Here is a 15017-nt window from a genome sequence, read left to right as displayed (position 1 = left end):
AAATGTGCGGTCGGAGTTTGGCACCTTGTGCCAAAGATTGTGACGCGCATAACGGGTCGAATATGAGTACACGTCAGGCACCCGCAGATCCGAGCTTCGGACGCGTGGCCTACGAACCATACTGAGGAGGAAGCGTGGAACCACGAAAGATTCGGGTCGGCATCGACACCGGTGGCACATTCACCGACGTCGTGGCAGTGGACGAGGAGTCCGGTGCCATGGTGACCACCAAGACACCGTCGACTCCCAGTGATCCGGCCGAAGGATTTCTGACAGGCATCGACAAAGTGCTCCGCCAGCTGGGCGTCTCGGGTGATTCCCTCAGCGCTGTCAGCCACGGCACCACCGTCGCCACCAACAAGCTGCTCGAAGGCAAGGTCGAGAACCTCGGTTTCATCACCACCGAGGGCTACGAGCACGTACTCGAAATCGCGCGTCAGTCGGTACCCGACGGCTACGGCAACTCGTACTTCTGGGTCAAGCCCGATCGCATCGTGCCCGCGCACCGCGTCCGCACCATCCGTGGCCGACTCTCGTTCGACGGCAACGAGATCCGTCCGCTCAACGATGACGACGTACGCGCAGCGGCCGCATTCTTCAAGTCCGAAGGTGTCAAGACGCTCGGCGTGTGCCTGGTGCACTCTTACGCCAACCCGGACCACGAGCAGCGGGTCCGCGACATCCTGCTCGAGGAGTACCCCGAGGCCACGGTCTCCATCTCCACCGAGGTACTGCGCGAGTACCGCGAATTCGAGCGCGCGATCACCACGTTGGTCGACGCGGCCGTCAAGCCCAATATCCGCAGTTACGTCAACAACATCGCCAACCGGCTGCGCGAGTTCGCCACCGAATCCGGCGACGCCCGCGACGTGCCGTTCTACGTGATGAAGTCCAACGGCGGCGTTCTGTCCGCCAAAGAGGTTGTGCACCAGCCCATCACCACCGTGCTCTCGGGCCCGGCCGCCGGTGCCCTCGGCGCGGCCTTGGTCGCCAGCGCCGCAGGCGTCGAGCAGGTCCTCACCTGCGACGGCGGAGGCACCTCCACCGACGTGACCGTCGTGGTCCGCGGCGAGCCCGCGCTGACCACCGAGGGACGCGTCGGAAACTACCCGTCGAAGATTCCGATGATCGACGTCGTCACCGTCGGCGCAGGCGGTGGATCGATCGCCTGGATGACACCGGAAGGCACGCTGCGCGTCGGGCCGCATTCGGCCGGAGCCGATCCCGGCCCCATGTGTTACGGCAACGGCGGCTCCGCTCCGACCATCACCGACGCCCACGTTCTGCTCGGACGGATACCTCCCCACCTGCTCGGCGGCGAGATTCCGCTCGATACCGATCTTGCGCGCAAGGGCATCGAAGATCTGGCGCACCAGCTGTCCCTCGAGGTCGAGGCCTGCGGCACCGGCATCCTCGAAGTGTCCGCCTGGAACCAGGCCAATGCGCTGCGCCAGATCTCGGTCAAGCGCGGACTCGACGTTCGTGACTTCACGCTGGTCACCTTCGGTGGTTCCGGTTCGCTGCTCGCTTGCCGCCTCGTGGACATCCTGGGGTTGAAAGACGTTCTGGTACCGCTCAACCCGGGCAACGTATCGGCATTCGGCCTGCTCACCGTCGATGTCCGCAACGACTACGTACAGACGCACGTCAGTCGCCACGACCGTCTGCGCGCCGAGGACTTGGAGTCGGAACTTGCTGTCCTCGCTGCCCGCGCCGACGAAGCACTCGCCGGTGAAGGCTTCGCCGCCGAGGATCGTCGCTACGCACGCTCTGCCGACCTGCGCTACTTCGGGCAGGCCTTCGAGGTGCGCGTCCCGATCGCCGACGGTGAGATCACCCAGGCGAGCATCGATCAGGCCGCCGAGGCGTTCCACGAAGCACACCGCGAGCTGTACGGCTACGACTTCCGCGGCGATCACAGCCAGTTCGTCGAGTGGGTCAATCTGCGGGTCAGCGGTATCGGCCCCATCAAGCGACCCGTGCTGTCGGAGATCGCCGCCGGCACCGGAGCCGAAAGTGCCCGAACCGGAACGCGTCAGGCGTACTTCGACGGCTGGCACGAGACCGCGATATACAGCCGTGCGGATCTCGGTGCGGGTGACACGATCACCGGACCGGCCGTCATCGAAGAATTCAGCTCCACCGTGCCGATCGATCCGGGCTTCTCGGCCCGCATAGACACGTTCGGCAACGTCCGCATCACCCGCACTCTCGACTCGAACGGAGCGAACTGATGACCGTCATCGACAAGGTGAACAACAAGCCCTACCGACTGTCTCCGGTCGACGCGCCTGCGCCCGATCCCGTTCTCGTCGAGATCGTGGCCGGATACCTCGCGAGTGTCGAAATGGAAGTGGAGACGGCGATTTCGCGGACGTCGCGATCACCGATGATCCGCGACGCCCACGATTTCCGCGCCGGCATCCACGACCGCAATCTGCGCAAGCTCACCGGCCGTTCCTACTCAGCACTGGTGCATCCGGTTGCCCGCGACTTCCCGCTCGAGACCATGAAGCCGGGTGACGTCTACTTCCACAACGACGTCTATCTCTCCGAAGGCGGCATCGGCCACCTGCCCGACCTGTGCGTCACGGTGCCGGTGTTCGCAACCAAGCCCGGCGAGACCGAGCCGAGCGTTGTTGCGTTCGTTCAGGCATTCGGTCATCACGACGATATCGGTGGCTGCTGCCCCGGCTCGATGCCGTCGGGTGCGACCACCGTGTACGAAGAGGGACTGATGGTTCCGCCCATCAAGCTGTGGGATCAGGGCGTCCCCAACCAGGCTGCGTTGACCATCATGACGCGCAATTCCCGGATGCCCGACGCCCTGGCCGCCGATCTCGATGCCGAGTGCTCGGCGTGCCTGATGGGTGCGCGGCGGATGACGGAGCTGTACGAGCGGTACGGCATCGATACCGTCGAGTCGTGCTTCGACTCCATGATGGATGCGACCACCGAGATCTACCGTCGTGAGATTCTGAGCAAGATCCCGAAGGGTGAATACACCTGGGAGGACTACGCCGAGCACGACGGCGTCGACGAGCCCATGTTGCACGTTCAGCGGATCACGCTCACCAAGACCGGTCCCGAGGACGAGCGCGGTGAGCGACTCATCCTCGACTTCACCGGAACCGGACCGCAGGCCAAGGGTCCGATCAACCACTGCGGTGATTACGCCGACGGCAATTTCCTCGCGAAATGGCTTGCGCCGGTGCTTCGCAACCTCGCGGACTCCCCCGAACGCATGGCCGAGCTCGACGTCAACGAGGGCGTCATCCCGCTGATCGAGATGAAGTTCCCCGAGAAGGGCACGCTCATCACTCCGATCTTCCCGGCCCCGACCAACGCTCGGACGTTCGTCATCCTGCGTCTGCTCGGTGTGCTCGCCGGCGTGGTGGCAAAGGCTGTGGACGGCAACATGCCTGCCGATCAGGAGACCATTCGCTACACCGGTGTGTACGGGGATGACTTCGACGGCAACTCCTACCTCATGCGTGAGGTGCTCGGTGGCGGCTCGGGTGGACGGCACTACGCGGACGGTGAGGACACCATTCACGTCGTTCCCGATTCCCGGAACCTGCCCACCGAGTTCACCGAGAGCCGCTTCCCGTTCATCGTCGAAAAGCTCGGCCTGGCCAAGGATTCCGGTGGTGCCGGACGCTACCGCGGCGGCCTGGGCTACGAAAAGCACATCCGCATGCTCAAGGATGCGCATTTCATGTCCATTGCCGACCGTTCGATTCTCGCGTGCTGGGGAGTCAAGGGCGGCAAGGCCGGCGGATCCTTCTCGGTGACACTCAATCCGGGTCAGCCGAACGAGCGTGAGTTCGACGCACTGACCGATGCCGAGCCGATTCTGGCCGGCGACACCATCCGCATTCGTACCACCGGCGGCGGCGGCTGGGGCGATCCCCTGGAACGCCCGATCGAGTCGGTCGAGCAGGACGTGCTGTGGGGCAAAGTCTCTCGCGAGTTCGCGGCCAAGGACTACGGCGTCGTCATTGCAGAATCCGCGGCGAGCGCCGACGTCGAGGCATCGGAGAAGCTGCGCGCCGAGATGCGCAATGCACGCGGACTCGACGAGCCGTTCTTCGACCGTGGACCGGGGTATGAGCGCCTCTCCGGTGGGGCGAAGTTCGCCGAGTACGACTTCATCGATCGCTGAGATTCACTGATGGAGCTTGATGTTTCCCGTGGCACCGACATCGCGATCGTCGGTGCCACGGGCAAGACCGGACGAGCCGTCGCCGCCGCACTCGAGGGCGTGGCGGTCGTACGGCGACTGAGTCGTTCTGCGCGGGACTATCCGGTGGACTTGGAGACTGGGGCAGGCCTTGTCGAGGCCTTCACCGGGTGCCGTGGCGTGTATTTCATTGCACCCAACGTGCATCCGGATGAGCCCGCTCTACTTTCGCGGGCGCTGGAAGCAGCGGCTTCGGCAGGCGTCGACCACGTCGTCTACCACTCGGTGGCCTGGCCGTACAGCCCGCGGATGCCGCATCACATGGACAAGGCTCGTTGCGAAGACGAGCTGCGTGCCTTCGGTTCGAAGCGCGGCATGCACTGGACCATCCTGCAGCCGTGCGCCTATGCGCAGAACTTCGAGGCAGTTCTGACCGGTTCTCCGAGTCTCGTTGTGCCCTATAGCCTCGACACCAAGTTCTCCTTCGTCAGCCTCGACGATGTGGCCGAGGTGGCTGCCCGGATTCTGGTCGAGGGTGCAGAGCGGCATCACGGGGCAACATACGAGCTGGGTGGACCGGAGATGCTGAGCGTGCGAGACCTGGTGCGTCTGGTCGAGGCCATGACGGGCCGGGCGGTGTCGATGGAGTCCATTGGTGTCGACGAGTGGATGAGCGTTCATGGCACCGGATTGAGTCCCGATGCGCAACAGCGCCTCTCGGCGATGTTCGAGTACTACAACGACCGTGACTTCCTGGCTAGTAGCGTTGTCACCACAGCGCTGCTGGGCCGAGAGCCGACACCTGTCCGCGCTCTGGTCCTATAGCCCTCGCGCGCAAGCTACTCCGCGGGAATGCCGAGGGCTGCGGTCCCTCACTCGAACGCAATCCCCACGGCCGACCGGACCAGTGCCGATACCGCTGGCGATCGGACTCCGGCCGGCCACGCGATGACCGTTGTGATCATCGGTGCATCGGTCACAGGTACGGCCACATGCTCGGGCCACTGCCACGCGCGACTCGACGCCGGGATCACCAGCAGCGCCTGACCCAGCGCGACCAGTTGGGCGATCTGCGATTGAGCGCGCACCTCAGGCCCGGGCCCCTTTGGATAGGTTCCGTCGAGCTGTGGCCAGCGGGCCATCGGCAGATCCGGGACGTCGCGGATATCGTCCATGGTCAGTTCACCTTTCGAGGCCAAGGGGTGATCACGCGGAACGATCACGACCTGCCCTTCGGTGAGAAGGTCCTCGGAGTCGAACCCGACGAGGTCATCGACGGGGCGATGCATCAACGCCACGTCGGCATCACCGCGGCGAAGATATTCGGCCTGCTCACCGACTTCACACAACATGACATCCACGTCAGCGGGGTACGCATCGAGAACGCGGCGTAGGAGCTCGTGGGACGCACCGGCTTTGGTCACCAGCTCGACTCTGGCACCGGCGGCTCGTGCTCGCTGCGCAGCCGCCGCGACGGCGTCGAGCGCCGTCGCAGCGTCCCTCAGAAACACAGCACCGGCAGCAGTGAGTGCGACTCCGCGGCGATTCCGATCCAGGAGAGCAACGCCGAGTCGGCGCTCCATCCTGCTGATCGCTCGCGAGAGCGGTGGCTGGGCGATCCCCAGGCGTTGCGCTGCGCGTCCGAAGTGCAGCTCCTCGGCAACGGCGATGAAGTACCGGAGTTCGCGTGTTTCGAGATCGTCCACTCCGACAGCGTAGCTGTGATACCCGTCGAGTATCACTGGCTGGTCGATCGGTATTGGACGCACCCGCGCTCGACGCCGACCATGGATCGCATGACGACAAAGACCGCGCTGGTAACCGGCGCCAACAAAGGGATCGGCTTTGCCATCGCGCACGGACTCGGACTGCAGGGAATCAGAGTGGGAGTCGGGGCCCGCAACGATGCACGACGACAGGACGCGGTCGACAAGCTTCGTGCCGAGGGCATCGACGCGTTCGGAGTCCCCCTCGATGTCACCTCCGACGCCAGCGTTGCCGCCGCCGCCGACTCGATCCACGACCTGGACATACTGGTGAACAACGCAGGCATCTCCGGCGGCGACCAACAGAATCCGACGACGCTGGATATCGACGTTTTGCGGACTACGCTGGATACCAACGTATTCGGGGTCATCCGAGTGACGAACGCGTTGCTTCCGACGCTTCTTCGGTCTGCCTCGCCCCGCATTGTCAATGTCTCGAGCAACATGGGCTCGCTGGCGCTACAGACCGGCCCGATAATGGCGGCATACGCTCCATCCAAGACCATGCTGAACGCGATGACCGTGCAGTACGCACGGCAACTCGTGAACACTGCGGTGATCGTGAATGCATGCTGTCCAGGCTATGTGGCAACGGATTTCACCGGATTCGCATCCCCTCGCACGCCGGAGGAAGGTGCGCGCATCGCACTCGAGCTCGCCACCCTCCCCGACGACGGCCCGCGGGGCGGATTCTTCGACGACGCCGGATCGGTGGCCTGGTAGGACTCTCGATGACGAGGTGACCATCGCCGGCGGGGTCGAGGGGGACCATAGGAGATCCCCTACTCCCCTCGCGCTCGTCTGCGATCTTGCGGGGTGAAAACCGATGCCGAGCGCGCATCGATACCGGCCGATCGCTTCCGATGCTGGTAGTCCGCCACGGAATCGAAGGCTGCCGTCACGGCGATCGGGTGCCGAACCCCGAACGATGTCCACTCAGTTAACGGCAGTCCGCGATAGCGGCCTGAGAACAACCGTCTCCGTTGTCTGTAATCTTCGCGGCAGACCAAAGAGTAGCCAAGATGGATACCGCCGACACCGGACTAGTAGCGAAGCACGCAGTGCTCGGCTCTTACACACCCACTTGGCCGAGTTGAAGATTAAGCATCATCACCGAGCAAAGCACCCGCCACCTAGTCGACCTTTGTAACTCCGACGGGTGTGTGCGGCAGATGCGGATCCCCCGGTTCAGACAGGCTGGAACGGAACGCATGCTCGACGAGCACTGTCAGGGCCTGGTCGGGACCGGCCATCGCCGCAAGATGGCGGAGACCGGGGGCTGGGACCGCGGCCACGAGGTCGTCGGTGAGCATGCATCCTGGTCGGCCCAAGCTCGGCGAATCGCATCGGACGGCTCCCGTGATCGCCGTTTGGGCGCTTCGCGAGGACGAGGCCCCTTCCTTGGGGAGCGTCACCTACGAGCCCGCGGAGTGACGTCCTGAGCCGAGGTAGCTGCGAGTCACTTCACGGTCGTCCTCGACGCCCGTAGCAAAGCCTGCCCCGTAATTGACATCCCGTGCCCCTCAGCTCGATGCAAAAGCTTCGATACACACCGGGCCACGCGACATTTCAACCGAGCCCCAAACCCAGGGCGAACCGTGCGGATAGGATTTCACGCGGGAGCCCGAGCGGATTGAGGAGAGGTACAGGCATGGCGAGACGCAACTTGAGGGCCGTCGAAGAACGCGTCGCGCCGCTGGCCGGGCGTGAGACCTACGACCGCGAGTTCATCTTCGACCTCCTGCTCGCCTACGGGAAGCCGCGGAGCAGCATGACGCGACTGCGCAATGGCGATCTGAACGTCGCCGCTGACCCCGTGGGCGAGGTTGCCCAGAAGAAGGTCGTCTACTTCAAAGAGACGACCAGCGATCCCCTGGCTGTGCTCGAAGAACTCAAAACGTCACCGGATGTCGTGCGCTTCAGCACCCGATTCGTCATCGTCACCGACTACGTGGATCTCTTCGCCGCGGACACAAAGACAAGTGAGACGATCGGTTTCCCGATCCGCGAGATTGATCAGCACTTCACCTTTTTCCTCCCCTGGGCAGGCATGGAGAAAGCACAGTACGTCGCCGAGGCCCACGCCGACGTGAAAGCCGCTGAGCGTATGGGCAAGCTCTTCGACGAGCTGCTGCGCGTGAACCCCGGACTGACCGACGGGACGCACGGCCGGCACGGGCTGAACGTGTTCTTCGCGCGGCTGCTGTTCTGCTTCTTCGCCGAGGACACCGATATATTCGCCAGGAGCCAGTTCACCAATGCAGTCGGCTCGCATACCCAGGTTGATGGGTCGGACGTGGACGACTTCTTGGCGTCGCTGTTTACCGCTCTGGACACCGAGGATCCGGTGGACAAGGCATCGCACCTGGCTTCGTTCCCTTACGTCAACGGTCGTCTCTTCACTATGGGGTCTGAGCAGGTAGTGCCGAGGTTCACCAAAATCGCGCGTGACTTGCTGATCGCCCTAGGCACGCTCGACTGGAGCGAGATCAACCCCGACATCTTCGGGTCGATGTTCCAGGCGGTCGTTAACCCTAATGAGCGCAGTAACCTCGGGCAGCACTACACCTCGGTGCCGAACATTCTCAAGGCCATCGAGCCGTTGTTCCTCGATGGCCTGCGCGAGCAGTTCGACGCTGACTTCGACTCCGTTCGCCGGCTCGAGGCGCTGCTGGAGCGGATCAGCGCCATCAAGGTCTTCGATCCTGCCTGTGGATCCGGTAATTTCCTCGTTATCGCGTACAAAGAACTACGCAAACTCGAGCATGCAATCCTTGAACGCCTCGCCGACCTCGACCAGAGGCACCAGGTACTGTTTGCCGAGTCGAAGATCAGCATCGAAAGCTTCTATGGTATTGAACTCGCCGACTTCGCTACCGAGGTGGCAATCCTGTCGCTGTGGATCGCGAAACACCAGATGAATACTGAGTTCAAAGAGAAGTTCAACCTGGCGATCCCACTGATTCCTCTGAAAGAGACTGGCCGGATTGAGCAGGGCAACGCCGCATATGTCGACTGGAATAACGTCTGCCCCAACGACGGCGGGGAAATCTATCTGATCGGAAACCCGCCGTACAAGGGTGCCAAGTATCAGACGCCAGAAATGAAAACCGACTTCTTGCAAGCGTTCGGTGCACGCGAATACTCGAAGAATCTCGACTACATTGCAATCTGGTTCACCAAAGGCGCAGATTACATCGAGGACACCAGGGCTGAGTTGGCGTTCGTGACGACCAACTCGGTCGCGCAGGGCGAGCACGTTGGATTGATGTTTCCCAGGATCTTCGCGAAGAACATTGAGATCAGCTTCGCTTACACGTCGTTCAAGTGGGAAAACAACGCCAAGCGGAACGCTGGAGTTACTGTCGCTGTCATTAGTTTGCGCGCGATTCGGTCGGGTCCGAAGTATCTGTATACCGATGATCTTAAGATCTCAGCACAGAACATAAACGGTTACCTAGCAGATGCAGCAACGATCTATGTATCAAAATCGATGAAGCCGCGGAATAGCCTTCCGACGATGGGGTCTGGAAGCATGCCCATTGATGACGGCAACCTCGTACTTACCTCCGAGGAGGCTGACAGTCTCCGAAATAACGCGACCGCAGCACAATTCATTAGACCCTTCCTTGGCTCCGACGAGTTCATCAAAGGAAAGGAACGCTTCGCCCTCTGGATTCCGGACCGAGACCGCGAAACTGCCCGCAACGTCCTCGAAGTTTCTGCTCGCATCGGCCGGGTTAGTGAGTTCCGCTCCAGAAGCAAGCGTAAGGCAACCCAGGACCTTGCATCGGTGCCGTGGCGGTTCGGATACCGGAGCTACCAGGAAACGCAGTTCATCCTAGTGCCGAAGACTTCTTCAGAACGCCGCGCATACATCCCCATCGGATTTATGGGACCTGAGACGGTGATCTCCGACCTAGCGTTCGCGGTGTACGACGCAGAGCTATGGCTATTCGGTCTCCTCGCTTCGCGGACGCACATGATCTGGACGAGGGCCGTCGGCGGAAAAATGAAGACCGACTATCGCTACTCGAACACGATCGTCTACAACAATTTCCCCGTTCCGCCGCTCTCCGACGCGATAAAGGAGAAGCTAACAGTTTCCGCGCTGCGCGTACTGGATGTCCGCGAATACCAGTGCGAACGAACGCTGGCAGAGCTGTATGATCCGGACAAGATGCCGGACGACCTTCGCGAGGCGCACGCCGATCTAGACGCGCTCGTCGATTCGATCTACTCCAAGAAGCCCTACGAGACCGACGAGCAGAGACTGTCAGACCTCTTCGGTATGTACGAGCGTATGACCGCCGAAGAAGCCACGAAGGTCCCGGCGAAGAAGACCCGGAGGTCCGCTAAGTGAACTCGATCAAGAAGCCCGTCAACATAGTCAACGTCACCTACGCGCAGACAAAGGCGTCGGTGAACACAGACGTACTAGGCATGCGTGAGATGCAGCAGCGGGTCTTCGCAAAGCGCGACGCACAGCACCTCCTGCTGAAGGCCCCGCCGGCCTCGGGCAAGTCCCGTGCGCTGATGTTCGTGGCGCTCGACAAGCTCTACAACCAAGGCCGCAAGAAGGTCATCGTCGCGGTACCTGAGCGCTCGATCGGCGCATCCTTCGCACCGACCAAACTGACAAAGTTCGGCTTCTTCGCCGACTGGGAGATCAAGTACGAGCACAACCTCTGCGACGCAGGTTCGTCCGCTGGTAAGGTCGACGCGTTCATCAAATTCCTCGAGGGACTCGACGCAACCCTGGTGTGCACGCATGCGACGCTGCGGTTCGCCTTCGAGAAGCTCGCACCGGAAGCCTTCAACGGGACCGTGCTGGCGATCGACGAATTCCACCATGTCTCTGCAGATACGGAGACGTCACGCCTGGGCGCGATGCTCCGAGACGTGATGAACGGTTCGGACGTGCACATTGTGGCAATGACCGGCTCCTACTTTCGCGGCGACTCAGTGCCGGTGCTCTCGCCGGAGGACGAAGCGAAGTTCACCCCAGTCACCTTTAACTACTACGACCAGCTCAATGGCTACGAGCACCTGCGCTCGCTCGGCATCGGCCACCACTTCTACCAAGGCCGCTACACCGACGCGATCGGCGAGGTCCTCGATCTCGACAAGAAGACCATCGTGCACATCCCGAACGTCAACTCCGGTGAGTCGACAAAGGACAAGCTCGAAGAGGTCGGCTTCATCATCGACGCCATCGGGCTCGTCGAAAGCACCGACCCCGAGACGGGCGTCATCAACGTGCGCCGCAAGGACACCGGCCAGATCGTGCGCGTCGCCGACCTGGTCGATGACACCGATCAGAAGAAACGCGGCGACACACTCCATTACCTGGCGCACACCGCCTCGAAGGACCGCGACGCCGTCGACATCATCGTCGCCCTCGGCATGGCGAAGGAGGGCTTCGACTGGCCCTTCGCGCAGCACGCCTTGACGGTCGGCTACCGAGCATCGCTCACTGAAGTCATCCAGATCATCGGCCGGGTCACACGAGATTCCGTGGGAAAGTCCCACGCTCAGTTCACAAACCTCATCGCCGAGCCTGACGCCTCGCAGGGCGAGGTGAAGGTCTCGGTCAACAACATGCTCAAGGCGATCACCGCGTCGCTGCTGATGGAGCAGGTTCTGGCGCAGAACTTCCAGTTCAAAACGAAGAAATTCGACGGTGATGACTCGAAGTCCCCTGGCGAGCTGAAGATCAAGGGCTTCAAGGAACCTTCGACCGAGCGCGTCAAGCAAATCGTCGAGACGGACCTCAACGATCTGAAGGCGACCATCCTCCAGGACGACACGTTCGCACGCGCCGCCGCTGGCGCGATCGATGCCGAGACCGCCAACCAGGTCCTGATCCCCAAGATCATCCGCGAGAAGTACCCTGACCTCACCGATGCGCAGGTCGAGGAAGTGCGCCAGCAGGTCGTCGTCGACTCTGTGATCAAGAACGGCGAGGTGCGCCCAGTCGGCGACAAGCGCTTCATCAAGATGGCCGAGAAGTTCGTCAACATCGACGAACTCAGCATTAACCTGATCGACTCGGTCAACCCCTTCCAGCGCGCCTTCGAGGTCATGTCGAAGTCGGTCACTCCGTCGGTGCTGCGGATCATCCAGGACCAGATCTTCGCCACCCGTGTCGAGTTCACCGAAGAAGAGGCGCTCGCGCTCTACCCGAAGATCAAGACCTGGGTTCAGGTCAACGGTGGCAAGCGACCGAACGTGCGATCGGAGGATCCGCAGGAGAAGCGCATGGCCGAGGCCCTCCTGTACCTGCAGAAGCTCAAGCAGCAGCGTGATGCTCAGAGGCGCGCAACGGAATTGGAGACCGACGCATGAGTGAGGACGAGATCGTCGAGGCATCGGGTCCGCTGAGCTTGGACGACATCCTCGACGACGACTTGTTGAACGCTCCTGAGAAGCCGCAGAAGGTCACCTCCTCGGACCGCCTCGAGCGGGCCTTCCTGGAGATAGTCGAGTTCTATCGGTCCTACGGGCGGGTACCGAGTTCAAGCACTCACGAGATCGCGGAGCGCAAGCTGGGCGCGCGGCTCGACGGACTCCTGGCGAACGACGAACGGGCCTCAGCGGTCAAACACCTGGACGAATTTGGGCTGCTCGCCACGCGGGAAGCGCCGGCATCGATCGATGATCTGCTGGAGGGAGACGACCTCGACGACCTGCTCAGCGACGAGAGCGGCATCCTCGACGTGTCGGATCTGCCGGTGATCAAGCGCCCGGAGTCACCGGAGTCAGTCGCCCAGCGGGTGAAGTCCGACGACTTCGAGCGCTATAAGCCGTTGTTCAAGGCGAAGCACGCGGAGCTCACCGAGGGCACCTACACGCTGATGCCCTTCAGCGGACTGGATCTGATCCGCGAGGGCGTTTTCTTCGTACTTAACGGAGTGATGTGCTTCGTCGCCGAGGTAGGTGAGGATGTGGACCTGGTCGTCGGCGGGAAGCCCAGGCAGAAGCAGCGCTTGAAAGTCGTGTTCGAAAACGGCACCGAGTCGGCGATGTACAAGCAGAGCTTGATGACCCGTATGTACGAAGCGCAGGGACAAGTCTTGACGCGCACCGGATACGGCACGAACGAGATCTTCGACCCGGACGTGGAGAGTGGCCACATCTACGTCCTGAAGTCGCTGAGTACTGACCCTCTGATCGCCAACATGCAGAACCTCCACAAGATCGGCTTCTCGACCACAAGCGTTGAAACCCGCCTGAAGAACGCCCAGAAGTCGCCGACGTACCTCATGGCTCCGGTCGAGGTGCTGGCGGATTACCGGCTCTACAACGTCCGAGCGTCGTGGCTCGAGCACCTGCTGCACCGCGTCTTCGCCGATGTGCGGCTAGATCTGACTCAGGTCAGCAAGGAAGGTCGCGACTACGACCCTTCCGAATGGTTCTTGGTGCCGCTCCACGTCATCAACCAGGCGGTCGCGATGATCATGTCCGGCGAGATCACCGACTACGTCTACGATAATGAGCGGGAGAAGCTGGTCGAGCGTGGCTGAGCAGCAGTCTGCGTGGGTTGCCGACCCTGCCGGCATCTACTTCAGCGATCGATTCAACGTATCTCCCAGTGTGCTCGAGGACTGGGGCGCATTTGACATCTCCGTCGTCTCTGACCTTCCTGTCTTCATCGACCCGTTCCTGCTGTTCAACAGCGACAAGGAAGAGTACCGAGCGTTGCACGAGCAAATCGTCAGCTATCTGTGCTTCCTTCGCGATCACGCGGATGAGGACCTCGATCCAGGTCGCATCAAGAGTTGGTACACCTTCAAAGAGGTCCGACAGAACTGGCTCGGTTTCACCGTCGGCAGCAATCGCGGCCACGGTTTGGGCAAGAAATTTGCGGTCGCGCTACACGGGGCGCTCGGCAACCTCCTGCAGAACGTCGGCCACGAGCCGCTGACCAGCTCGAGCCACGTCGAAAAGCTCGCGCTCGTGAGCAACGGCGTTGGCAGAGACACCATCTCGGATTTGACTACGAACCTGATCAAGCATTTCCTGCTCCGTTACACCAGCGAGTTCGCGATGACTCACCTCCCGCCGGAAAGCCGAAAGAGAATTCCAGTCGCACGAGCGAAGTTCAACTACCGGACCGAGACGTGGGCTGCCGAGACCTACGACCTCCCTTTCACCGAGGATGACTTCGTAATCTTGACACCCGTGGACATCCTCACGAAGGACGACACGTGGATCAATCGCTCCGACCTGGAGCGGTCGTTTGACATGGTCCTCGAAGCGACGGAGAATCATCAGCTCCGCGCGGACGTCAACCACTACCTCGGCCAACGACTCACCAGCAAGTCGTCTGCCAAGGAACAGCGAGAGGCACGCGCACTTGCGCTCCGCTCGTTTCCTGAGCTCGTCGACTGCTACATCAAGGCCAAGGAGGACACCGGCGACCAGGCCATCGCCCAGAGCCGCCGGAAAGTTGACGACACCCAGGCGCTCCGCGACCAGGTGCAGCGGGCCGCGCACGACATCGCGCAAAAAACCCCGCTCTATGAGAAGCTCTGGACTTCGCAGCAGGAAGCGCGGCGAGCCGTCGAGATCTTTAAGAATTACGTCGAGAACCAGGACGGCTGGCGCAACATCAACAAGGGCAACGGCACGGGACTATCAAGCGAACAAGACGTCCAGATCTTCTTCGGGCTGCTGCTCCAGGCGTCCCGATTCGACATCAACCGGGAAGTCAACAACGGGCGCGGCCCAGTCGACTTCAAAATCTCGATGGGGCTCGACAAGACCTTGATCGAGTTCAAGCTCGCCAAGAGCAGCTCGCTCAAGCGCAACATGGAGAACCAGGTGGAGGTCTATAAGAAGGCGAACGGCACCGACTCGGCTCTGTTCGTCGTGATCGCGTACTCACAGCAGGAGATCGGGAAGACCGAGAAAGCGGTACAGGCCCTCAGCCTGAACAAGCCGGACACCATGGAAGTCATCGTCATCGATGCGTCGCCGAAGGAGTCGGCCTCCAAGGTCTAACCAGGTTGTGACGCACACGATCGTCGCCGGGCACAGCGCGCAACTGTCCAGACAAATCAATC

At 61.8% G+C, this 15017-nt stretch carries 10 protein-coding genes; 8 read left to right on the top strand and 2 right to left on the bottom strand.

Translation table 11 applies throughout. The features are described from left to right. Positions 1-134: 134 nt before the first annotated feature. Genes O4220_RS20850 through O4220_RS20840 form a run of 3 tightly spaced genes read left to right on the top strand, consistent with a single transcriptional unit; the run spans position 135 to position 5008 of the window. On the top strand, positions 135-2234 hold the full coding sequence (locus O4220_RS20850) for a hydantoinase/oxoprolinase family protein (protein ID WP_269607386.1): 2100 nt from the start codon (positions 135-137) through the stop codon (positions 2232-2234). Next, positions 2234-4165: a hydantoinase B/oxoprolinase family protein gene (locus O4220_RS20845; protein WP_269607385.1), complete on the top strand. Its 1932-nt coding sequence runs from the start codon at positions 2234-2236 to the stop codon at positions 4163-4165. The genes O4220_RS20850 and O4220_RS20845 overlap by 1 nt, the downstream gene beginning before the upstream one ends. 9 nt (positions 4166-4174) lie before the next feature. Then, entirely contained in the window at positions 4175-5008 is an 834-nt protein-coding gene (locus O4220_RS20840) for an NmrA family NAD(P)-binding protein (RefSeq protein ID WP_269607384.1), read from the top strand. Positions 5009-5055: 47 nt separating this feature from the next. On the opposite strand, the gene O4220_RS20835 is transcribed toward O4220_RS20840, so the two are convergent. After that, a complete protein-coding gene (locus O4220_RS20835) occupies positions 5056-5889 on the bottom strand; it encodes a LysR family transcriptional regulator (protein ID WP_269607383.1) in 834 nt (277 codons plus the stop codon). 90 nt (positions 5890-5979) lie between these two features. On the opposite strand from O4220_RS20835, the gene O4220_RS20830 reads away from it, so the two are divergent. Further along, complete coding sequence (locus O4220_RS20830) at positions 5980-6672, top strand: SDR family NAD(P)-dependent oxidoreductase (RefSeq protein ID WP_269607382.1); 693 nt, start codon at positions 5980-5982, stop codon at positions 6670-6672. Between the two features lie 410 nt (positions 6673-7082). On the opposite strand, the gene O4220_RS20825 is transcribed toward O4220_RS20830, so the two are convergent. Next, positions 7083-7262: a hypothetical protein gene (locus O4220_RS20825; RefSeq protein WP_269607381.1), complete on the bottom strand. Its 180-nt coding sequence runs from the start codon at positions 7260-7262 to the stop codon at positions 7083-7085. A gap of 338 nt (positions 7263-7600) precedes the next feature. Here O4220_RS20825 and O4220_RS20820 point away from each other — a divergent pair, with 338 nt between their 5' ends. The 4 genes from O4220_RS20820 to O4220_RS20805 are packed head-to-tail and all read left to right on the top strand — an operon-like array spanning position 7601 to position 14955. Next, a complete protein-coding gene (locus tag O4220_RS20820) occupies positions 7601-10312 on the top strand; it encodes a DNA methyltransferase (RefSeq protein ID WP_269607380.1) in 2712 nt (903 codons plus the stop codon). Further along, on the top strand, positions 10309-12297 hold the full coding sequence (locus O4220_RS20815) for a DEAD/DEAH box helicase (protein ID WP_269607379.1): 1989 nt from the start codon (positions 10309-10311) through the stop codon (positions 12295-12297). The genes O4220_RS20820 and O4220_RS20815 overlap by 4 nt, the downstream gene beginning before the upstream one ends. Further along, a complete protein-coding gene (locus O4220_RS20810) occupies positions 12294-13475 on the top strand; it encodes a GIY-YIG nuclease family protein (protein WP_269607378.1) in 1182 nt (393 codons plus the stop codon). The genes O4220_RS20815 and O4220_RS20810 overlap by 4 nt, the downstream gene beginning before the upstream one ends. Further along, positions 13468-14955 carry a hypothetical protein gene (locus tag O4220_RS20805; RefSeq protein ID WP_269607377.1) on the top strand — a complete coding sequence of 496 codons (1488 nt, stop codon included), beginning with the start codon at positions 13468-13470 and terminating at the stop codon, positions 14953-14955. The genes O4220_RS20810 and O4220_RS20805 overlap by 8 nt, the downstream gene beginning before the upstream one ends. Positions 14956-15017 lie beyond the last annotated feature (62 nt).

The sequence above is a fragment of the Rhodococcus ruber genome, assembly GCF_027270735.1.
GTDB lineage: Bacteria > Actinomycetota > Actinomycetes > Mycobacteriales > Mycobacteriaceae > Rhodococcoides > Rhodococcoides rubrum_A.
The sequence above is the reverse complement of the archived record's forward strand: the minus strand, read 5'-3'. Positions and strand labels throughout refer to the sequence as shown.

Coding starts and splice junctions, on each gene's coding strand:
- O4220_RS20845 (WP_269607385.1), top strand. CDS start 2,234: ATGACCGTCATCGACAAGGTGAACAACAAGCCCTACCGACTGTCTCCG.
- O4220_RS20840 (WP_269607384.1), top strand. CDS start 4,175: ATGGAGCTTGATGTTTCCCGTGGCACCGACATCGCGATCGTCGGTGCC.
- O4220_RS20830 (WP_269607382.1), top strand. CDS start 5,980: ATGACGACAAAGACCGCGCTGGTAACCGGCGCCAACAAAGGGATCGGC.
- O4220_RS20825 (WP_269607381.1), bottom strand. CDS start 7,262: ATGCTCACCGACGACCTCGTGGCCGCGGTCCCAGCCCCCGGTCTCCGC.
- O4220_RS20820 (WP_269607380.1), top strand. CDS start 7,601: ATGGCGAGACGCAACTTGAGGGCCGTCGAAGAACGCGTCGCGCCGCTG.
- O4220_RS20810 (WP_269607378.1), top strand. CDS start 12,294: ATGAGTGAGGACGAGATCGTCGAGGCATCGGGTCCGCTGAGCTTGGAC.